16 protein-coding genes are annotated in these 19,640 nt (G+C 69.9%); 11 read left to right on the forward strand and 5 right to left on the reverse strand.

All coding sequences use genetic code 11. The features are described 5' to 3' along the window. Nucleotides 1-34 precede the first annotated feature (34 nt). Both ACFVKT_RS08310 and ACFVKT_RS08315 read left to right on the forward strand, forming a co-directional pair. Nucleotides 35-931, forward strand: a complete 897-nt coding sequence (locus ACFVKT_RS08310; RefSeq protein WP_385728893.1) for a S1 family peptidase — start codon at nt 35-37, stop codon at nt 929-931. A gap of 693 nt (nt 932-1,624) precedes the next feature. Beyond that, nucleotides 1,625-5,041: a CARDB domain-containing protein gene (locus ACFVKT_RS08315; RefSeq protein WP_385728895.1), complete on the forward strand. Its 3,417-nt coding sequence runs from the start codon at nt 1,625-1,627 to the stop codon at nt 5,039-5,041. Between the two features lie 128 nt (nt 5,042-5,169). Here ACFVKT_RS08315 and hutH read toward each other — a convergent pair whose 3' ends face one another. Both hutH and ACFVKT_RS08325 read right to left on the reverse strand, forming a co-directional pair. Next, nucleotides 5,170-6,732, reverse strand: coding sequence for a histidine ammonia-lyase (hutH, locus tag ACFVKT_RS08320; protein WP_385728897.1), 1,563 nt, complete (start codon nt 6,730-6,732; stop codon nt 5,170-5,172). Next, nucleotides 6,729-7,730 (reverse strand): ornithine cyclodeaminase family protein, encoded by a 1,002-nt coding sequence (locus ACFVKT_RS08325; protein WP_385728899.1) that lies wholly within the window; start codon nt 7,728-7,730, stop codon nt 6,729-6,731. The genes hutH and ACFVKT_RS08325 overlap by 4 nt, the downstream gene beginning before the upstream one ends. A 260-nt stretch (nt 7,731-7,990) precedes the next feature. On the opposite strand from ACFVKT_RS08325, the gene ACFVKT_RS08330 reads away from it, so the two are divergent. The 7 genes from ACFVKT_RS08330 (at nt 7,991) to ACFVKT_RS08360 (ending at nt 14,066) form a co-directional block, all read left to right on the forward strand. After that, a complete protein-coding gene (locus ACFVKT_RS08330; protein WP_385728902.1) occupies nt 7,991-9,196 on the forward strand; it encodes an ABC transporter ATP-binding protein in 1,206 nt (401 codons plus the stop codon). Next, a complete protein-coding gene (locus tag ACFVKT_RS08335) occupies nt 9,193-9,858 on the forward strand; it encodes an ABC transporter permease (RefSeq protein ID WP_385728904.1) in 666 nt (221 codons plus the stop codon). Before ACFVKT_RS08330 ends, ACFVKT_RS08335 begins: the two co-directional genes overlap by 4 nt. Then, on the forward strand, nt 9,855-10,544 hold the full coding sequence (locus ACFVKT_RS08340) for an ABC transporter permease (protein ID WP_385728906.1): 690 nt from the start codon (nt 9,855-9,857) through the stop codon (nt 10,542-10,544). Before ACFVKT_RS08335 ends, ACFVKT_RS08340 begins: the two co-directional genes overlap by 4 nt. 47 nt (nt 10,545-10,591) lie before the next feature. Continuing rightward, the gene (locus ACFVKT_RS08345; RefSeq protein ID WP_385729916.1) at nt 10,592-11,512 is read left to right on the forward strand and encodes an ABC transporter substrate-binding protein; all 921 of its coding nucleotides are present in this window, start codon (nt 10,592-10,594) and stop codon (nt 11,510-11,512) included. 203 nt (nt 11,513-11,715) lie between these two features. Next, the gene (locus ACFVKT_RS08350; RefSeq protein WP_385729918.1) at nt 11,716-12,579 is read left to right on the forward strand and encodes a MurR/RpiR family transcriptional regulator; all 864 of its coding nucleotides are present in this window, start codon (nt 11,716-11,718) and stop codon (nt 12,577-12,579) included. A gap of 202 nt (nt 12,580-12,781) precedes the next feature. Further along, complete coding sequence (locus tag ACFVKT_RS08355) at nt 12,782-13,378, forward strand: hypothetical protein (protein ID WP_385728908.1); 597 nt, start codon at nt 12,782-12,784, stop codon at nt 13,376-13,378. A 235-nt stretch (nt 13,379-13,613) separates the two neighbouring features. After that, nucleotides 13,614-14,066: a phospholipase gene (locus ACFVKT_RS08360; RefSeq protein WP_385728909.1), complete on the forward strand. Its 453-nt coding sequence runs from the start codon at nt 13,614-13,616 to the stop codon at nt 14,064-14,066. Between the two features lie 87 nt (nt 14,067-14,153). Here ACFVKT_RS08360 and ACFVKT_RS08365 read toward each other — a convergent pair whose 3' ends face one another. From ACFVKT_RS08365 to ACFVKT_RS08375, 3 genes are all read right to left on the reverse strand, one after another. Beyond that, on the reverse strand, nt 14,154-15,683 hold the full coding sequence (locus ACFVKT_RS08365; protein ID WP_385728911.1) for a metallophosphoesterase: 1,530 nt from the start codon (nt 15,681-15,683) through the stop codon (nt 14,154-14,156). A gap of 128 nt (nt 15,684-15,811) precedes the next feature. Continuing rightward, a complete protein-coding gene (locus ACFVKT_RS08370) occupies nt 15,812-16,618 on the reverse strand; it encodes a DUF427 domain-containing protein (RefSeq protein ID WP_385728913.1) in 807 nt (268 codons plus the stop codon). Nucleotides 16,619-16,852: 234 nt separating this feature from the next. Then, nucleotides 16,853-17,632, reverse strand: coding sequence for a DeoR/GlpR family DNA-binding transcription regulator (locus ACFVKT_RS08375; RefSeq protein ID WP_385728915.1), 780 nt, complete (start codon nt 17,630-17,632; stop codon nt 16,853-16,855). Between the two features lie 120 nt (nt 17,633-17,752). Between ACFVKT_RS08375 and ACFVKT_RS08380 the strand changes: the two genes are divergently transcribed. Together ACFVKT_RS08380 and ACFVKT_RS08385 are read left to right on the forward strand one after the other, a co-directional pair. Next, on the forward strand, nt 17,753-18,643 hold the full coding sequence (locus tag ACFVKT_RS08380; protein WP_385728917.1) for an SIS domain-containing protein: 891 nt from the start codon (nt 17,753-17,755) through the stop codon (nt 18,641-18,643). An 81-nt stretch (nt 18,644-18,724) separates the two neighbouring features. Further along, nucleotides 18,725-19,576 (forward strand): ketose-bisphosphate aldolase, encoded by an 852-nt coding sequence (locus tag ACFVKT_RS08385; protein WP_385728919.1) that lies wholly within the window; start codon nt 18,725-18,727, stop codon nt 19,574-19,576. Nucleotides 19,577-19,640: the final 64 nt, after the last annotated feature.

Consider the following 19,640-nt stretch of genomic DNA (forward strand, 5'->3'; position numbering starts at 1 on the left):
GAACCTGACGGACCGTCCTCGGGGAGATCCGGTGATGAGAGCACGCCGTATCAGCTTCAGGCGTTCCCGGCTGATCGCCTCGGGGCTGAGCCTGCTCGTCGCCGCCGCCCTGGCGGTGTCCGGACCTCAGGCGGCTGCGGCGCCCACGGACGGCGCCGCACCCTCCGCCGCCTCGGTGTCCGGCGTGACCTCGGCCGTGGAATCCCTGGATATCGCCGGGACCACATGGACCGTGGACGAGCGCACCGGGCGACTACTGGTCCTCGCCGACTCCACGGTCGCCGAGGCGGATCTGGCCGGACTCCGCATCGCCGGCAGCCGTTTCGCCGGGGCCATGACCCTCGAACGGCTCGACGGCCGGCTGCGCACTCTCCTCTCGGGCGGCGACGGCATCTACGCCTCCGGCTGGCGCTGCTCGGCGGGCGTCAACGTGAGAAGCGGCTCCACCTATTACTTCGTCACCGCAGGGCACTGCACCTCGGGCACGACGACCTGGTACACCAGCTCCGCCATGACCACGGCTATCGGCCCCACCACCGCCACCAGCTTCCCCGGTGACGACTACGGCCTGGTGCGGTACACCAACCCGGCCGTGCCGCATCCCGGGACCATCGGCACCGTGCTCATCACCGGGACCGCGGCCGCCTACGTCGGCCAGAGCGTCTGCCGCCGGGGCGCGACCACAGCTGTCCGATGCGGGGTGGTCACCGCGCTCAACGCGACCGTCAACTACGGGAGCGGAGACGTGGTCTCCGGGTTGATCAGGACCAACATCTGCGCCGAACCAGGAGACAGCGGCGGCCCGCTCTTCTCGGGCGACAAGGTCATCGGCATCCTCTCCGGCGGCTCAGGGAACTGCACCACGGGAGGGACCACCTACTATCAGCCGATCCAGGAAGTGCTGAACGCCTATGGCCTGACCCTCGCCTGACCCTCGCCTGACGAGGCGTCGGACCTCAGCACCTGGTGCCCGTCACCGGCGCCGGTTCCGGTCGGGCATCCGCGGCGCCGCCTTGGACGCTTCGCGGACGGGCCGGTGAAGCCCCCATCCGCGGCGCCGCCTTGGACCCTTGGCGGACGCGCCGGTGAAGCGACCGTGGCGGGTCGACCGACCTACTCGGGCCGCTCAGACTTCCGAGGCCACCCGCCTGCGAAGACCGGGGCACGCCCCGGTCTTCGCAGGCCGGGGACCGGGGTGTGCCCCGGGACTTGGCGGCCCCGGCCCGGCCGTCAGCGCGCCGGTCCGTGACCGCCGCAGTGCTCTCGAATCCCCAACTCCCGCTCATCCGCCGGGCTTCGCCATGCGGCCGGCGCGTGCGACACCCCGCTGACGGACACCGCCCAGCTTTCTCCCCGGCACCGGCTTGCCCCTCGGCGACCGGTCGTGCGCATGCCATTGACAAACGGAACCGTAGCCAGAAATCTGTCCTGCGAGAGCAAAGAGCCGATCGAATCACGCAAATTAACGACTGCCTAGCGGCAATCCTCGGCAGGCGGGCAGTGGCCCGCCCCTGCCACCTCGCGTACCTTCGCGCTTCACCGTTGACTTCCCGGCCCCGGCCGGCCCCTCCGCATCTCTCAGCACGCTCCCCCCGTCGTCCCCCTGCCATGGAACGAGGACGCCATGAGACGGAAGCGATTCGGACTACGGACGACCATCGGCCTGCTTCTGGCCGGCCTGGTCACCGTCGGTCTCCAACCCAGCACCGCCACCGCCGCACCGGCGGCGGTCCGCGGACCCAACCTGGCGCTCGGCAAGAGCGCCACGACCAGCGGGTCCCTCGGCGGCTATCCCGCCACGAACGTCACCGACGGCAGTCAGCAGAGTTACTGGGAGGGCCCGGCCGGGTCGTTCCCGCAGTGGATACGCGTCGATCTCGGCGGCACCGTCGAGGCCAACCAGGTCGTCCTGAAGCTGCCCACCACCTGGGAGGCCAGGACCGAGACCCTGTCTGTCGAGGGCAGCGCCGACGGCTCCACCTTCACGTCCCTGTCCGGTTCGGCCGCGCGTCGCTTCGATCCGGCCGCAGCCAACACGGTCACCCTGGACTTCACCGCCCGCAGCGTGCGTCACGTCCGCGTGCAGGTGAGCGCCAACACCGGCTGGAACGCCGCCCAGTTGTCCGAGGTCGAGGTCTACGGCACCGACAGCGGGGGCGAACCCGAGGAGCCGCCCGTCGACGGGACCAACCTCTCGCTCAACAAGCCGATCGAGGCCTCCTCGACGGTCCAGTCGTTCGTGGCGACCAACGCCAACGACGGGCAGGTGGGCACCTACTGGGAGTCCAACGGCCAGCCCGCGACGCTGACGACCAAACTGGGCGCCAACGCGGACCTCAGCGGAATCACCGTGAAGCTCAACCCGAACGCGGCCTGGGCGACCAGGACACAGAACATCCAGGTGCTCGGACGCGAGCAGTCCGCGAGCGCGTTCACCTCGGTCAAGGCCGCCGCCGACTACACCTTCAACCCCGCCACGAACGCCAACTCGGTCACGATCCCGGTCAGTGGCCGGTACGCGGACGTGCAGTTGAGGTTCACGAGCAATTCGAGCGGATACGGCGCGCAGGTAGCGGAGTTGGAGGTCATCGGCGCCGCGGCCCCGAACCCCGACCTCGTCGTCACCGACCTGACCTGGACGCCGGCCGCACCCACCGAGTCGGACACCGTCACGGTCCAGGCGACCGTGCGCAACTCCGGTACGGCCGCCGCCCCCGCCACCACGGTGAACGTTAGCCTGGACGGCACCGTCGCGGGCAGCGCCCCGGTCGGCGCGCTCGCGGCGGGTGCTTCCCAGACCGTCTCGGTAGCTGTGGGCAAGCGCGCCACCGGGAGCTACACGGTCTCCGCCGTGGTCGATCCGACGGACACCGTGCCCGAACTGGACAGCACCAACAACAGCCGCACCGCGGCGAACAAGCTGACCGTCACCCAGAGTCCCGGACCGGACCTGGAGGTCACCGGCATCACGACCAACCCGGCCAGCCCGGCAGCCGGCGCCTCCGTGTCCTTCACCGTCGCGGTGCACAACCGGGGCATCTCGGCCGCGGCCGCGGGTTCCGTGGCACGCGTCCAGGTGGGCAGCACCACGCTCAACGGCACGGCCGGTGCGATCGCCGCCGACGCCACCGCGAACGTCACCATCAGCGGCACGTGGACCGCGACGAGCGGTGCCAGCGTGCTGACCGCGACCGCCGACGCCACGAACACCATCACCGAGACCAACGAGAGCAACAACATCTTCTCCCGCTCGATCGTGGTCGGCCGCGGCGCGGCGGTGCCGTACATCGAGTACGAGGCGGAGGACGGTACATACCAGGGAACGCTCCTGACGGCAGATCCGCTGCGGACCTTCGGCCACACCAACTTCGCCACCGAGTCCTCGGGCCGTGCCTCGGTCCGCCTCAACTCCACCGGACAGTATGTCCAGTTCACCTCCACCAGCCCGGCCAACTCGATCGTCGTACGCAACTCGATCCCGGACGCGGCGGGCGGCGGGGGCACCGAGGCCACGCTGAGTCTCTACGCGAACGGCACCTTCGTACGGAAGATCAACCTGAGCTCCAAGTACAGCTGGCTGTACGGCAACACCGACTCGCCCGAGGGTCTCACCAACACCCCGGGGACCGACGCACGCCGGCTCTTCGACGAGTCGAACGCGCTGCTCACGCAGACCTACCCGGCGGGCACCACCTTCCGGCTGCAGCGCGACGCGGGTGACACGGCGTCCTTCTACATCGTCGACCTGATCGACCTGGAGCAGGTCGCCCCGCCCACCGCCCAGCCGGCCGGCTGCGTCTCGATCACGCAGTACGGGGCCGTGCCGAACGACGGTATCGATGACACGGACGCCATCCAGCGTGCCGTGACCGCCGACCAGAACGGGCAGATCGACTGCGTATGGATCCCGGCGGGCCAGTGGCGCCAGGAGCAGAAGATCCTCACCGACGACCCGCTCAACCGCGGTGAGTACAACCAGGTCGGCATCAGCGACGTCACCATCCGCGGTGCCGGCATGTGGCACTCCCAGCTCTACACACTCACCCCGCCCCACCAGGCGGGCGGCATCAACCACCCGCACGAGGGCAACTTCGGGTTCGACATCGACGACAACACCAAGATCTCGGACATCGCCATCTTCGGCTCGGGCACCATCCGGGGCGGCGACGGCAACGCCGAGGGCGGCGTCGGTCTCAACGGCAGGTTCGGCCAGGACACGAAGATCACCAACGTATGGATCGAGCACGCCAACGTCGGGGTGTGGGTGGGTCGCGACTACAGCAACATCCCCGAGCTCTGGGGGCCGGGCGACCGGCTGGAGTTCAGCGGGATGCGGGTCCGCAACACCTACGCCGACGGCATCAACTTCGCCAACGGCACCCGCAATTCGACGGTGGTGAACTCCTCGTTCCGCAACACCGGTGACGACGCCCTCGCCGTGTGGGCCAGCAAGTACGTCAAGGACCAGTCGGTAGACATCGGCCACGACAACCACTTCCGCAACAACACGGTCCAACTGCCGTGGCGGGCCAACGGAATCGCCGTCTACGGCGGCTACGGCAACACCATCGAGAACAACCTGATCTACGACACCATGAACTACCCGGGCATCATGCTGGCGACCGACCACGACCCGCTGCCCTTCTCCGGGCAGACGCTCATCGCCAACAACGGGCTGTACCGCACCGGCGGTGCGTTCTGGAACGAGGATCAGGAGTTCGGAGCCATCACCCTGTTCGCCCAAGGGGTGAACATCCCGGGGGTCGTCATCCGCGACACCGACATCCGTGACTCGACCTACGACGGTATCCAGTTCAAGACCGGCGGCGGCACGGTGACGGCCCAGATCTCCAACGTCACCATCGACAAGTCGAACAACGGATCCGGCATCCTCGCCATGGGCGGCGCCCGCGGCAGCGCCACCCTCAGCAACGTCACCATCACCAACTCACGCGACGGGAACATCCTCGTCGAGCCCGGCTCCCAGTTCGTGATCAATCAGAGCGTCATGAGCTACGGTCTCAGGCCCCCACAGCCGTAGGGGATCCCCGGCCACAGAACCACAACTGATGGGCCCGCCCCGGAAAGGGGGGCGGGCCCATCAGCCTGGGACCGTAATCACGGTCCGAGCCCATTGAGCGCGTACGGCGGCTTGCACGTGGACATTGGTCAGGACACCCCTCCCGCCATGGCGCGCAGGGCGCTTCGGACATCGTCGGACTCCAGCACATCGCGGCTCACCCGCTCTGCGTCCACTCCACAGGGCCGGTCGTCGTCCAGCGGCGGAACGACCTTGCGGACCGCGCGGTGCAGGAACTCCGGTCCCCGCCCGAGGGCGGTCGGTGCTGCCAGGTCCACCGCCTGGGCGGCCACCAGGGCTTCCACGGCGAGCAGTTGACGCAGCCGGACGAGCATCGTCGTCAACCGCCGCGCGCCGAGTGCCGCGTTGGTCGAGTCGTCCTCGACGGCGTCCGCCCCGTGCCGGGGGTCGGTGCACACCGGGGCGGACAGCATGCGGATCTCGGCGACGAGCGCCTGCGCCGTCTTGGAGAGCGGGGCGAAACCCGAGCGCTCGGGGCCGTACGACGTGAGGTTCGCGGGCAGTCCGCTGACGGCCGGGTTGAGCAGCCGCCGCATGCGTTCGGCTGAGATCGCCGCGGTCTGTGTCAGGGCCAGCGCGAGAGTGTCGAGGGCGAGAGCCAGAGCGGGGGTGTGGAAGTTGCCGGAGGAGAGGATCTCGCCGGTGTCGGCCAGCACGACCGGATTGTCACCGCAGCCGTTGAGTTCCGGATCCAGCGCGGCGACCGCGAAGTCCAGTGCGGCGTGCAGAGCGCCGTGCACCTGGGCCGCGCAGCGCAGGCTGACCGGGTCCTGGACCCGCCGCGCGTTCCGCGGATCGCCCAACTCGCCCCCGTCCAGCAGCGCGAGCAGCTCACGCGCCGCCCGCGACTGACCCGGCGCCGGACGCAGATCCAGCACCCGGGCGTCCAGGGGGCTGGTGTTGGCCCGGAAACCCTCGAAGGTCAGCGCGGTGACCGCCTGGGCCAGCGTGAGGACGGCGGCCGCCTCATGGAGGGCGAGGGCGCCGTTTCCCGCCGCCAACGGGCTTGCGCTGCACAGCACATGGCCGTCCCTCGGACCCAGCTCGGCCGGGGCGAGACCGGCCCGCCGCAGCGCCGTGGCGCCGTCGAGCACCTCACCGGCGAACTCGGCGCGGCCCTCGCCGATGACGACCAGACCGACATGGGCCATTTGGTTCAGGTCGGACGCGCCGATGGATCCGACCTCGGGAATCACCGGATGGACGCGCGAGTTGAGCAGCGCGACGAGCAGGCTCAGGATCTCCGGCCGCACCCCGCTGCCGCCCCCCGCGATCCCGTTGACGCGGGCGAGGAGCGCGGCACGTACGACAGGGACCGGCAGCGGATCACCGACCCCGTTGGCCCGGCCCCGGACCGTACGGACGCTGAACTCCGTTAGTTCCTCGCGCGGCAGGGCGTACGACGAGCGGCTGCCCAGCCCTGTCGTCAGGCCGTATGTCGGTACCTGACGGTCGACGACATCGTCCACGACGGCTCGGTCGCGGACCAGCCGGGGGAACACGTCTGCGGTCAGGGAGACTTGGGCGCCGTGGTGGGCCACGGCGACGACGTCGTCGTAGGAGAGCGTCCGCCCGTCCACGACGACCGAGCTCTCGACGACGACTGAATCATTGTGGCGCGCGCCCGTCATGAGAACCGCAGCTTCTGGCCGAGGCCGCGCTCCGCGGCCTTCGCCAGCATGGCGGCGCCGAGCGCGATGTCCGAGAGCGAGAGCCCGCGATGCCAGAAGAGCGTTGTCTCGTCGGCGTGTTCGCGGCCGGGCTTGTCGCCGACGATGATCTCGCACAGCTCGCCGTGCAGGGTCTCCTCGCTGAGCCTGCCGGACTCGACATGGGCGCGCAGCGCACCGAACGGCCCGGACCGGCACTGGCCCCAGTCGTCGACTACGATCTTGTCCATGACGTCGGTGAGGGAGAGTTCGACCGCGCTCATGGTTCCGTACGGCACGACCAGCGCCCCCGGCGCGATCCACTCGGTCTTCAGCAGTGGCTCCGGGCGCTCCAGCCTGGAGGCCTCCACCACGATGTCCGCGCCCTCGACACAGGTCTGCCAGTCCTCGGTCACGATGACGGGCTTGCCGAGGTCGCGCTCCAGCCGCTCGGCGAAGGCCTTGCGGCTCTCGGGGCGGCGCGAGTGGACACGTATCTCGGTGAGGTCGAAGATCCGGTCGAGCAGGCGGACATTCCAGTACGACGTCGCGCGGGCGCCGATATGACCGAGCACCTTGGAGTCCGGGCGGGCCAGATGGCGTGCTCCCAGCGCGGTGAGGGCACCCGTGCGCATCTCGGTGATGGCGGTGGCGTCGAGGATGGCCACCGGCATGCCGGTGCGCGGGTCGAAGAGGTTGAGCAGTGCCATCTCGGAGGGCAGTCCGGCCTTGTAGTTGTCGACGTAGTCGCCCACGATCTTGACTCCGGCGAGCCCGAGTGGGGCGACGTAACCGCGCAGGACGTTGAAGTGGCCGTTGAACGCGGGATCGGGCATGAGGTGGACGCGCGGTTCGATGACCGTCTCTCCGCGGCCCTGGGCCCGTAGTCCCTGCTCGACGGCGTCGAGCACCTCGGTGTCGGACAGCTCGAGCTGCTTGATGTCCGAGCCGTTCAGGAAAGTGAACCGGACCGGTTCCATAGGGTGGCTCCCTGCATGTGGGATGGGCTGATGGGGACGGTGTGACGCCCTCGGCGTGGCAGAAACATGACCGTCGACGACAACATTCGGGGTGGATTTGGTTTACATAGAAAGGTGCATAGAGTAATCAACCGGCATATTTCGGGCGCTCTGATCTTGCCTTCGCAGGAACGTAACGCGCCGTTTACGAAAGAGCATTGACTGTCATTCAGTCACCGGCAACTCTGCATGACCATATGCAGTCGGGGTAAGGGGCAGCCTTGATCAAGTTCGACGCAGTAAGCAAAAACTATCCAAACGGCACGACGGCCGTGGACGAGCTGTCCCTGGAGCTGGAAGAGGGCGGCATCACGGTCCTGGTGGGTCCCTCCGGCTGCGGCAAGACCACGACCCTGCGCATGGTCAACCGCATGGTGGAGCCGACGGCCGGGACGGTGAGCCTGCGGGGCCAGGACATCCGGGAGGTCAACGCCCCGGAGCTGCGCCGCGGTATCGGCTACGTGATCCAGCACGCCGGGCTGTTCCCGCACCGCACCATCCTCGACAACATAGCCACGGTTCCGCTGCTGCTCGGCTGGAGCCGGAAGAAGGCGCGGGCGCGGGCGGCGGAGCTGCTGGAGCTGGTGGGACTGCCGGGCGAGATGGCCAAGCGCTATCCGTACCAGCTCTCCGGCGGACAGCAGCAGCGTGTCGGGGTCGCCAGGGCGCTGGGCGCCGATCCGCCGGTCCTGTTGATGGACGAGCCGTTCAGCGCGGTCGACCCGATCGTGCGGGGGGAGCTCCAGGCGGAGTTCATCCGGCTGCAGAAGGAGCTCCACAAGACAATCGTGTTCGTCACGCACGACATCGACGAGGCGATCAAGCTCGGGGACAACATCGCGGTGTTCCGAACCGGCGGCAAGCTCGCGCAGTTCGACACCCCCGAGCGTCTCCTCGCCCATCCCGCCGACGAGTTCGTGGCCGACTTCGTGGGCCAGGACCGCGGTATCCGCCGACTGTCCTTCGTCAAGGCGGCCGATCTTCCGCTGCGCGACGGTCCGGTGCTGCCGGCCACCTCTTCCGTGGCGGTGGCCCGGGCGGCAACCGATCCGTGGGTGCTGGTCGTCGACGGTGACCGGCGTCCGCTCGGCTGGACCGCGGTCGCCGAACTGCCGGAGGGCGGCACGCTCGCGGACGCGCCTCTGACGCCCCTCGGCCACACCTTCAGCCTCGTCGGCGATTCGGCGCGGGCCGCCCTCGACGCGGCGCTCCTGTCGCCCTCCCGGCTGGCCGTGGGCGTGGACGGGCAGGGCGCTGTCATCGGCGTCGCGGACGCGTACGAGCTGTCCGCGGCGATGGCCGGGGATGCGGCAGGGGACGAGACCGGGCACGGGGTCGGGGACAAGCCGGCGGCGGAAGCGATACCCGCGGCAAAGACGGCCGGGGACGACAAGGCCGCCGACGGCGCGGCCGGTGGTGAACGATGAGCGACGGGGAGCCGCTGGTCCGGTGGGACTGGGTCGGAGATCATCTCGGTGAGCTGGGTCACTACACCGGTGTCCATCTGCAACTGGGCCTGCTGCCGGTGCTGTTCGGCCTGATCATCTCGGTGCCGCTCGGTATCCTCTGCCATCGCTGGCGATGGCTGTACCCACCGGTCCTGACCGTGACCAACGTGCTGTACGCGATCCCGTCGCTGGCCATGTTCATGATTTTCGTGCGCTATACAGGGCTCACCGAACGCACGGTGATGATCCCGCTGACGCTCTACACGCTTTCGGTCCTGGTGCCCAACGTCGTGGACGGGCTCGCCTCGGTCCCGGAACCGGTCCGTCAGGCGGCCACCGCGATGGGATTCAGCACCGTGCGCCGCGTCGTCCAGGTCGAACTGCCGATCGCCGTACCGGTCGTCGTGGCCGGTGTACGCGTCGCCGCGGTGTCGTCCATCAGCCTCGTCGCGGTCGGGCAGTTGATCGGGCAGGGCGGTCTCGGCTTCTACATCACCCGGGGCCTGCAGCTCGACTTCCCGACCCCGATCATCACCGCGATCGTCCTGATCATGCTGCTCGCGCTCGTCACCGACGCGGTGCTGGTCCTCGCGCAGCGGCTGCTCACACCGTGGGCCCGGGGCAAGGGGGCGGCGGCATGAACGACCTCGTGAACCAACTCCAGCTCGTGGGCGACTGGTTGACCTCCTCGCAGCAGTGGCACGGCGATGACGGAATCCCCCATCGTCTCCTGGAACACCTCACCTACAGCGGCATCTCGCTGCTGTTCGCCACCCTGATCGGGCTCACCTTCGGGCTCCTGGTCGGACACACCGGCCGCGGGGCGTTTGCCGTCGCCAGTGTCGCGAACCTCGCGCGGGCCATCCCCACCTTCGGCCTGGTGGTCCTCGTCGTCACGCTCGCCGGGCTCAGCACCACGCCCGTCCTGGTCGCCCTGGTCGCGCTGGCGGTGCCGCCGATCCTCATCAACACCTTCGAAGGCGTCCGTGGTGTGGACGCGGACACTCGGGATGCCGCACGCGGGGTCGGCATGACCGAGTGGGAGGTGTTGGTGCGGGTGGAGGTGCCGATGGCGCTGCCGTTGATCCTGCTGGGGCTGCGGGTCGCCGCGATCCAGGTCGTGGCCACCGCGACCATCGCCGCCTACCCGGGTCTTGGGGGCCTTGGCCGCTTCATCGTCGACGGGCTCGCCCGCAACGACTACGAACTGGTCATCGGCGGCTCCACAGTCGTGGTCGTGCTGGCTCTCCTCGTCCAGGTTCTCTTCACCGCGCTGCGGCGCGTTATCGTCTCGCCGGGACTTCAGGGCCCGGCAGCAAAGTCATGAGTTTCAGAGCCCCAGGGCTCTTCAGAGAGGAAAAACCCATGAGAAGCATGATCCGTGGCGCCGCGTTCGGCCTGATCGCCGCCCTGTCCCTGAGCGCGTGCGGCAGCGGCGACAGCGACGAGAATCCCCTGACGGGGAGCAGCGGCGACAGCGACGGCAAGGCCCTTGTCGTCGGCTCGGCGAACTTCCCCGAGAACCAGCTGCTCGCCGAGATCTACGCACAGGCCCTTGAGGCCAAGGACCTGAAGGTGACCCGCAAGTTCGACATCGGGGCCCGCGAGGTCTACTACGACCAGGTCGTCAAGGGCGGTATCAACGTCTTCCCCGAGTACAACGGCGCGCTGCTGGCGGTCGCTGTCGACCCGAAGAGCACCGCGACCAGCACCGCGGACATCAACGCCGAGCTGAAGGCGAAGCTCCCGTCGTCGGTGGAGATACTCGACTCGGCCGCCGCCGAGGACAAGGACTCCGTCACGGTCACCCCCGAGACCGCCGAGAAGTACAACCTCAAGACGCTCGCCGACCTCAAGCCCGTCGCGGGCGACATGACCATCGGCGCCGGCTCCGAGTTCAAGACCCGCACGCAGGGCGCGGTCGGTCTCAAGTCGATCTACGGCGTGGAGTTCGGAAAGTTCCAGCCGCTCGACGCGGGTGCGCAGAGCACTCTGCTCGAACTGCTGAAGAAGGACACGGTCCAGGCCGCGAACCTGTACACCACCGACCCGGCCATCGTCGAGGACAAGCTGGTGGTCCTTGAGGACCCGAAGAACCTGTTCTCCTCGCAGAACATCACGCCCCTCGTCTACAAGTCCTCGGTCAACGACACCGCCAAGGCGGCGCTCAACGGTGTCTCGGCCAAGCTCACCACCGAGGACCTGCTGGAGATGATGGAGAAGCTCGTCAACGACAAGGAGGACGCCAGCACCGTGGCCAAGGAGTGGCTGACGCAGGCCGGCATCGTCAGCTGACCGGGGGTCTCCGGACCCTTCCTGGGGCTTGCCGATCCGGAGCGGGCGGTGCCGACCGTGGGTCCGGCCACAGCGCCACCGTCCGCCCGGCCGTGAGTCCTGCCCGGGCGTGAGTCCCGCGAGGCAAAGACGAAGGCCAAGGAACGAGGGGACGCGTGCGACCGGCCGACAAGGAGTTGCCTGCGACCGGCTGGGGGACCGAGATGAGCGAGAGCGATGTCGACGAGGCCGGCACACCCGGCGCCTCCGCCCGCCTGCACCAGCTCTTCGAGGGCCGTCGGCTCACCCCGACGCAGCGCCGTATCGCCCACTGCCTGGTCCGGCAGGCAGCTGCCGTGCCCTTTCTGTCGAGCGTCGAGCTGGCCCAACTCGCCGGGGTGAGCCAGCCGTCGGTGACCCGCTTCGCGGTCGCTCTCGGCTTCGACGGATACCCGGCGCTGCGCAGGCACCTGCGGGATGTCGCGCCGGCCGCCGTCGCCGTGGACGGGCGGCCGAGCAACCAGTACCAGCAGGCGGTACAGGCCGAGATCGACAACCTGCGGCAGCTTGCCTCCCTGCTCGCCGACTCCGGGCCCGTGGAACGGGCGGGCAGGCTGCTCGCCGCCTCGCGCCCGCTCCCGGTGCTCGGCCTGCGGGCCTCCGCCGCCCAGGCACGCGGCTTCGCCTACTTCGCCGCGAAGGTGCATCCCGACGTACGACTGCTCGACGAGGGCGGTTCGTTGCTCGCCGACCGTATCGACACCGCCCGGCACGCCGGGGCGAGCGCGCTCCTGTGCTTCGCGCTGCCGCGTCATCCGCGCGAGCTCCTCGACGCGCTCGGCCACGCCCGTGCCACCGGACTGACGGTGGTGACGATCGCCGACGGCACGTTCGCCCCGGTGGCCGCGCACAGCGACCTGCTCCTCCCGGCCGCCGTGGGCACCGGCCTGGTCTTCGACACGGTGAGCGCTCCGATGCTGCTGGGCCAGGTTCTCCTGGAGGTGATGTGCGACGGTCTGCCGGACGCTCAGGCCCGCCTGGAGGAGTTCGACGCGCGGGCGGCGGCGCGAGGGCTGTTCGTCGACTGAACGGTCCACCTGTCGATGCGTCAGTCCCCTGACAGCCGAATGCCGTAGACGTATTGGCGGCCGCATCCTGCGGGCGGAAGGTGCTGGTCAGCGCCTTGTCGGCGGAGCGCGGGGGCCGAATGGCGGATCCATGATCGGTTGCGGGAAGGAGCGGTGGTTCCCACGGTGGCCCCAGGAACTGCAGCTCTCGAAAGGACTGTGCATGCGTGCCCTAGTTTCCCGCGGACTCCTCCTGTCACCCCTGGTCTGCGCCGCTCTGGTCTTCGGTCCGCTCGGCACCGCCGCTGCCGCTGTCGACGTATCCCGGACGGCTCCGGTCGGTGCCGCCGCGGCATGGTCCTCCGCCGACACGGACGCAGTACTGGAGCGGCTTGACGTACTGGACAGGGTGAACCACCACGACGACCTGCTCGACCCTCTGCTGGACGTGCTGTCCACCCTCACCTCGCGGCCGGCCGGCCCCCTCGACGCGGTCGAGGCGGCCGGTCTCGTGACGACGGTGGAGGCGGCGAACGCATCCCTCCAGCAGCGACTGAAGGAGCGGGTCGGCATCACCTCGAACACGACGGACCGGGCCGGGGTGGCCGCGGCCGACCCGGTCTCCGATCTGGTGGCCCAGCTCCAGGCGGCGATCGACAGCCTGGTCAAGGCGCTGACCTCGCTCGACCTGGGCGCGGTACTCGGCGCGGTCACGGGCCTGCTGGGGCCGGTGCTCGGCCTGGTCACCGGGCTCCTCGGCGGCGCGACGTCCGCGCTTCCGGCAGTGCCCGCGCCGGGCAGCCCGGCGACCGTCTCGTAACGGCGGCGGTGTGCGACGGCGGGGTGCGGAGGCCTTTCCTCCGCACCCCGCCGCTTCTCGTCCGACTCCGTGAACCCGGCGAACTCCCGCCGGGTTCACGTTCCGATCCCCTGGCACAGCCGAAAGTTAATGGGTCATTAGGAGATGTGAGGTGTGAAGGCACAGCACTGATGGCGATCCTCTTGTCATGAACCTGCGGCTCGACGGACGGGTCGCAGCCTCATGGAGGTGTGGGATGCACCGCAGACTCGCCGCTGGCCTTGCTGCCTCAACTCTGGCCCTGATCACCGTCGTCGGCACCGCCACAGCGGCCGACGCAGCTCCCGCCGACAAGCCCCAGGTCCTCTCGAACTGGACCCAGACCACCGCGTCGAGCTACAACACCTGGAACGCCGCCCGCGCGAACCAGGCCGCGTGGTCCGCGTACGCGTTCGACTGGTCCACGGACTACTGCTCCTCCTCGCCGGACAACCCGTTCGGCTTCCCCTTCTCCACGTCCTGCGCCCGACACGACTTCGGCTACCGCAACTACAAGGCCGCGGGCACCTTCGACGCCAACAAGTCGCGCCTCGACAGCGCCTTCTACGAGGACCTCAAGCGCGTCTGCCTCAACTACAGCGGTGCGACGAAGACGTCCTGCGACGGTACGGCGTGGACCTACTACCAAGCGGTGAAGCTGTTCGGCTGAGCCGGTCTGCCGGGCTGCCGGTCGGCTGGTCGGCCAACGAGTTCGGGACGCCGCACGCGCGGCGTCCCGAACTCGTTGAAGCCCCGCTCAGCCGGCCACCGGCTCACCAGGCGTGTCCTGGAAGGCCGTTCGGGATGGCCGGCGGGTGACGCCGGACAGGTCGTGGGCGGTGACACTGTTGCGGTCGGCGACCGAGCGTCCCAGCGCATGGTGCGGCCACAGCCCCGCCGCCACCCGGCGGCTGCGCTCGCCCCACTCGCGGGCCGCCGCGCTGCTGGACTTGTAGTGGTTGAGGGCGAATCCGCCGGAGTGGATCCGCAGCAGACAGAAACCGCCGGGATAGTCCTTGACGGCGCTGACCTCCTGCAACGTGACATGCGGAGCCTGCGGCAGGACGGTCCGCTTGTTGCGGTGGGTGTGACCCGCGTGGTGGAGGAAGACACCGGGGGCATCGGCGTAGGCGTCGAGGACGGCCCGGGCCTGACGCCGGCCGAGCTGCTGCCCCCTGGTCACGGGAAAGACGGAGTCCCGTACGGTCAGCGGGTGGTGGCCGAACACCACCGTGGGCCGGTCCGAGTCCTCCTTCAACCGGGCCCGGAACCAGGACAGTTGCTCCGCACCGAGCCCGCCCGCGTCGGCGCCGTTGCCCTCCTTCACGTACGTGTCGAGCCCCACGATCCGCAGCCCGCCGAGGTCGTGGGTGAAGTACGAGGGCGCCCCGCCGCCGAGGAACCCGGTCCGGAAGGCGTCCGAGTCCTCGTGCCCTGGCCGGGGACGGTCGTGGTTCCCCCGTACGACGAAGTAGTCCCGCCCGTGGGCGCCGAACCCGTCCAGGATCCGCTTGGCCTCGGCCAGGTCCCGCGGCGCACCCCCCGCCGAGATGTCCCCGGCGGCCAGCAGCACATCCGCCCCGCGCCGCCGGGCCTCCTCCACCACCGCCCGGCTCATGATCTCCGGGTACGGCGCGAGCCCCGCCTCCTGCGACACCCCGCGCATCATGGGTACGCCCCCGACCAGGCCGGCGGTGGTCTCCCCGACGTGCAGGTCGTTGCAGAGGGCGATCGTCAGCAGGTGCCGGCCGGGCGGGGGCTGCGGGGTGGTGAAGGAGTACGGGCCTCCGCGCGTCCCCAGTCCGTAGCGGTTGGTGCCGACGGCGTTGCCGCGGATGAGGTGCAGCGAGGTGGGGGTGGCGGCCACGCCCCGCGAGCGCGCCTGGTAGTAGTACGTCTGCCCCGGCTCCAGACCCGTGAGCTCCACATGGTGGTGAGCGGTGGGCCGGGCCTCCGACGCGGTGCGGTTCAGCCGGGTGGGGTGAGTGCCGTAGACGACCTCGCCCTCCGTGACCGCGGGGAGCATGTGCCCCGTCCCGTCGTCGGTGCCGGGTATTCCGGTGTGCCAGGTGATGATGGCGCTGTCCTCGGTCAGGGTGACCAGTTCCAGGTGGACGGCGGCAAGGATGTCGGGGGGATGGAGGCGGTGCTGGTGCGCCGGGCCGTGGAGGGTGGCCCGCAGCAGCGAGGGGGCGAGCAGGACGCCGGAGCGCAGCATTTCGTACGGAGCGGGGAGGGCGGCCAGGGCGGACAGGGACGCGAGGGGAGCGGAGAGGCAACAGCGCATGCCCCCTGCGTGCCCCCGCGCAGTGAACGTCGGCAGTGTTGCCGACGGCGGCACCAGGTATGGCACGCGACATCTCCGTCCGGGCGCGGCTCGACGTGGGTGGAACCGGCCGGTCGAGTGACCGGCGGTCAGCTCGTCGACAACGTTTTGCTGAACGGAGTGACGGGGCGCTCCACGCGCTCGCCATCCACCGTAATGTCCACCGCCTCGTTGTAGAAAGCGATGAGCCCTGTGATGGTGGCCACCGGGGGCAGCGGTTCCTGGTAGCTCCAGACGAGGTTCGCGGGCACGTCGGCGTCGCCCTGCCACGACCAGTACTCGGCCGTGCCCTTGTAGGGGCACCCGGTGCTGTGGTCGGTCGGGACGAGGAGATCGAGGCGTACATCCTCACGCGGGATGTAGTAGCGCGTCGGCAGGCCGGTCTCGAAGAGCAGCACCGGGCGTCGGGTGTCCGCGACGACCGTGCCGTCGATCTCGACCTGGACATGCCGGCTGCTCGGCAGGGCGTCCACCCGCTTGTGCGGGTCCCGGGGATGGATGAAGATCTCTTCCTCTTCCTCGTACCAGTGGTCGAGTCCGCGGCCACTGCGCCCGAACCACTCGAAGGCGATATGCCCGGCCAGGTCGTCGGCGGGGAAGGTCCAGGCCGCGTTCTCCACCAGCTCGCCGCCGGCTTCGAGGTCGTAGAAGATCCGCGACCCCGTGTGCGTGCCCGTCGGTGGGTTCTTGGCCGGGCGGAGCAGGTCCTCGCGGACTTCCTCGCGGGGGAAGGCGTACGTCGGGACGGGCAGCGCGGGCTCCCACACGAGGACGGGGTGGCGGCTGTCGACGACGGTGACGTCGCCCTTGCGGCCGCGTACCCAGCGTTCGCTGGGCTCCCACAGGAGGCCCTCCGGCGTGGTCCGTACCGATCGCGCGGTCGGGAATGCACTCATCGTCCGGTCTCCTTCGGTTGCTTGGGACCCTCGGGCGCCCGGCGGGACAGCCCGACACCTCCGACAGCAGTGTCCCGACCTACGCCTTCCAGTGCGAGCCGGTCACCAAGCCATGGCCGGCGGGTACGGCGGTCGGACGCAAGTCTCCGAAGGCGGATCGCGGCGGGCGGACCACCGGCCACCGACGGCCGGTCACGGCGGTCGGACAAAGCCACCGACAGCCGGTCGCGGCGGTCAGACGGCCACGACCCCGACCCCCGCCTCCTCGAACCCGCGCACCGCCTCCTCGCTCACCGCCGTGTCCGTCACCAGCGTGTCCACCGACTCGGCCGCGCAGATCCTGGCGAAGGCCCGCCGGCCGAGCTTGCTGGAGTCGGCGGCGACGATCACGCGCTCGGCGCGCTCGCAGAGCAGCCGGTTGATCGCGGCCTCCGCCTCGTCATGAGCGGCCGCGCCGTGCGTGACGTCGAAGGCGACCACGCCGAGCACGGCAACGTCGAGGGTGATCTGGCTGAGCACACCGTCCGCGAGAGGGCCGATCAGCTCGTACGACTGAGGGCGCGCGACCCCGCCGGTCACCACGATCTTGAACTGGGGGCGCACGGCAAGCTCGTTGGCGATGTTGAGCGCGTTCGTGACCACCGTCAGCGCGGGTGAACCGGACGCGAGATCGGGGCGCACAGCGAGCGCGCGCGCCACCTCGGTGGTGGTCGTGCCGCCGGTCAGACCCACCGCCTCGCCGGGCGCGACGAGGGCGGCCACCGCTTTCGCGATGCGCTGTTTCTCGGAGGCGTGCCGGGCGGTCTTGTAGCGCAACGGCAGTTCGTACGAGACGCCGTGCACGACCGCGCCACCGCGGGTGCGGATGAGCATCTGCTGCTCGGCGAGCTGGTCGAAGTCGCGCCGGATCGTCGCAGCCGACACCGCCAGCTCGGACGCGGCCTCCTCGACATCCAGCCGGCCCCGCTCCACGAGCAGGTCCAGCAGTGTCTTCCAGCGGGCGTCGCGCGACATCCGCACACTCCGTTCCTCGATCTTCCGCGACCCTAGCGCACCCTTCCCGCATCAGAATGCTTGTTCATGCTCGAAAGGTGGCTATATCTTGCATGAACAAGCATTACCGGGAGGCGTTGCATGACCCATGTCGAGAACGAGCTCAAGAGCCAGCCCGAGTGCTGGATCCGCGCCGCCGAGCAGGCTCCGGCGCACGCTGCCGTGCTGCCCGCGGCGGGGGAGCGGGTCGCCGTCGTGGGGTGCGGTACCTCGTACTTCATGGCGCAGGCCGTCGCCGCGCTGCGCGAACGCTCGGGCCAGGGCGAGACCGACGCCTTCGCCGCGTCGGAGTTCCCGGGCGCCCGCTCGTACGACCGGGTGGTCGCCCTCACCCGCTCCGGCACCACCACCGAGGTGCTCGAACTCCTGGAGCGCCTGAAGGGGTGTACGCGCACGACAGCGATCACCGCCGACCCGCACACGCCTGTCGTGGACTCCGCGGACGAGGTCGTGGTGCTCGGTTTCGCGGACGAACAGTCCGTCGTGCAGACCCGGTTCGCGACCACCGTGCTCACCCTGCTCCGTGCCCACCTCGGTCTCCATGCTGACGCCGTCGTAGCCGATGCCCGCACCGCCCTCAGGGAGCCGCTGCCCGAAGGGGCCGTCGGCTGCGGGCAGTTCACCTTCCTCGGGCGCGGCTGGACCGTCGGGCTCGCCAACGAGGCCGGGCTCAAGATGCGCGAGGCCGCACTGGCCTGGACCGAGGCCTACCCGGCGATGGAGTACCGGCACGGCCCCATCAGCGTCACCACCCGGGGGACCGCCACCTGGATGCTCGGCGAGGCGCCCGAAGGCCTGGCCGAACAGGTGCGGGCCACCGGCGGTCTGTGGGTGGCGGGCGAGCTCGACCCGCTCGCCGAACTCGTCCGCGTCCAGCGGCTGGCGGTCGCGGTCGCGGCATCCCGCGGGTTGAACCCGGACCGGCCGCGCCACCTCACCCGCTCGGTGATCCTCGGCCGGGCTTCCGGCTGAGTCGGCTCAACCACCCCTCGGCCAACCATCCCCCCGGCTCAACCACCCCTCGGCTCAACCACCCACGGAAAAGGAGGAGTTGTGCCACTCGCAGCAACCGGTGAACTGGTCCTCGCGGCCGCCGGGTCGCGGACCGCGGTCGCCGCGTTCAACGTCATCACCCTGGAACATGTCGAGGCCGTCATCGCGGGCGCCGAGTCCGTGGACGCACCGGTCGTCCTCCAAGTCAGCGAGAACGCCGTCAAGTTCCGCTGCGGACGGCTCCTCCCGCTGGCCCGCGCCGCGACCGCCGCGGCCGAACGCGCCGGTGTCCCCGTCGCGTTGCACCTCGACCACGTCCAGAGCGACGCCCTGCTGCGACAGGCGGCCTCCGCCGGGTTCAGCTCCGTGATGTACGACGCCGCCCGGCTGCCGTACGAGGAGAACCTCGCCGCCACCAGGGCCGCCGCCGACTGGGCACACGCCCAAGGCCTCTGGATCGAGGCCGAGTTGGGTCAGGTCGGCGGCAAGAACGGGGCGCTGCCCCTCGACGCCCACGCGCCCGGCGCCCGTACCGATCCCGCCGAGGCCCGCGCCTTCGTCGCCGAGTCAGGTGTGGACGGCCTGGCCGTCGCCATCGGCAGCTCGCACGCGATGACCACCCGCACCGCGACCCTCGACCACGACCTGCTCAAGCGGCTGACGGCGGTGCTGGACATACCGCTCGTCCTGCACGGCTCCTCCGGTGTGCTGGACGAGCAGCTGGCGACGGCCGTCGTGGGCGGTATCGCCAAGGTCAACGTCGGAACGGCCCTGAACCTCGCGATGACCGGCGCCATACGGGAGTTCCTCGCCGCCCACCCCTCGGCCGTGGACTCGCGCGAGTACCTCGGCGTGGGGCGGGAGGCGATGACGGGGGCGGTGGAGCGGCTCATCGGGGTACTGCGCGGGTGACCTCGGGAAGTCGTGCTCCACCGCGGGAAGGATGCACAGCGAGGCCTGCGGCCTCCGCAACGCC

This window comes from Streptomyces sp. NPDC127595, from assembly GCF_042671685.1.
Taxonomy (GTDB): Bacteria; Actinomycetota; Actinomycetes; order Streptomycetales; family Streptomycetaceae; genus Streptomyces.

What these genes read in the sequence shown, in the direction of transcription:
- ACFVKT_RS08310 (WP_385728893.1), top strand. Translation starts at nt 35, where the DNA reads ATGAGAGCACGCCGTATCAGCTTCAGGCGTTCCCGGCTGATCGCCTCG.
- ACFVKT_RS08315 (WP_385728895.1), top strand. Translation starts at nt 1,625, where the DNA reads ATGAGACGGAAGCGATTCGGACTACGGACGACCATCGGCCTGCTTCTG.
- hutH (WP_385728897.1), bottom strand. Translation starts at nt 6,732, where the DNA reads ATGACGGGCGCGCGCCACAATGATTCAGTCGTCGTCGAGAGCTCGGTC.
- ACFVKT_RS08325 (WP_385728899.1), bottom strand. Translation starts at nt 7,730, where the DNA reads ATGGAACCGGTCCGGTTCACTTTCCTGAACGGCTCGGACATCAAGCAG.
- ACFVKT_RS08335 (WP_385728904.1), top strand. Translation starts at nt 9,193, where the DNA reads ATGAGCGACGGGGAGCCGCTGGTCCGGTGGGACTGGGTCGGAGATCAT.
- ACFVKT_RS08340 (WP_385728906.1), top strand. Translation starts at nt 9,855, where the DNA reads ATGAACGACCTCGTGAACCAACTCCAGCTCGTGGGCGACTGGTTGACC.
- ACFVKT_RS08345 (WP_385729916.1), top strand. Translation starts at nt 10,592, where the DNA reads ATGATCCGTGGCGCCGCGTTCGGCCTGATCGCCGCCCTGTCCCTGAGC.
- ACFVKT_RS08350 (WP_385729918.1), top strand. Translation starts at nt 11,716, where the DNA reads ATGAGCGAGAGCGATGTCGACGAGGCCGGCACACCCGGCGCCTCCGCC.
- ACFVKT_RS08355 (WP_385728908.1), top strand. Translation starts at nt 12,782, where the DNA reads ATGCGTGCCCTAGTTTCCCGCGGACTCCTCCTGTCACCCCTGGTCTGC.
- ACFVKT_RS08360 (WP_385728909.1), top strand. Translation starts at nt 13,614, where the DNA reads ATGCACCGCAGACTCGCCGCTGGCCTTGCTGCCTCAACTCTGGCCCTG.
- ACFVKT_RS08365 (WP_385728911.1), bottom strand. Translation starts at nt 15,683, where the DNA reads ATGCGCTGTTGCCTCTCCGCTCCCCTCGCGTCCCTGTCCGCCCTGGCC.
- ACFVKT_RS08370 (WP_385728913.1), bottom strand. Translation starts at nt 16,618, where the DNA reads ATGAGTGCATTCCCGACCGCGCGATCGGTACGGACCACGCCGGAGGGC.
- ACFVKT_RS08375 (WP_385728915.1), bottom strand. Translation starts at nt 17,632, where the DNA reads ATGTCGCGCGACGCCCGCTGGAAGACACTGCTGGACCTGCTCGTGGAG.
- ACFVKT_RS08380 (WP_385728917.1), top strand. Translation starts at nt 17,753, where the DNA reads ATGACCCATGTCGAGAACGAGCTCAAGAGCCAGCCCGAGTGCTGGATC.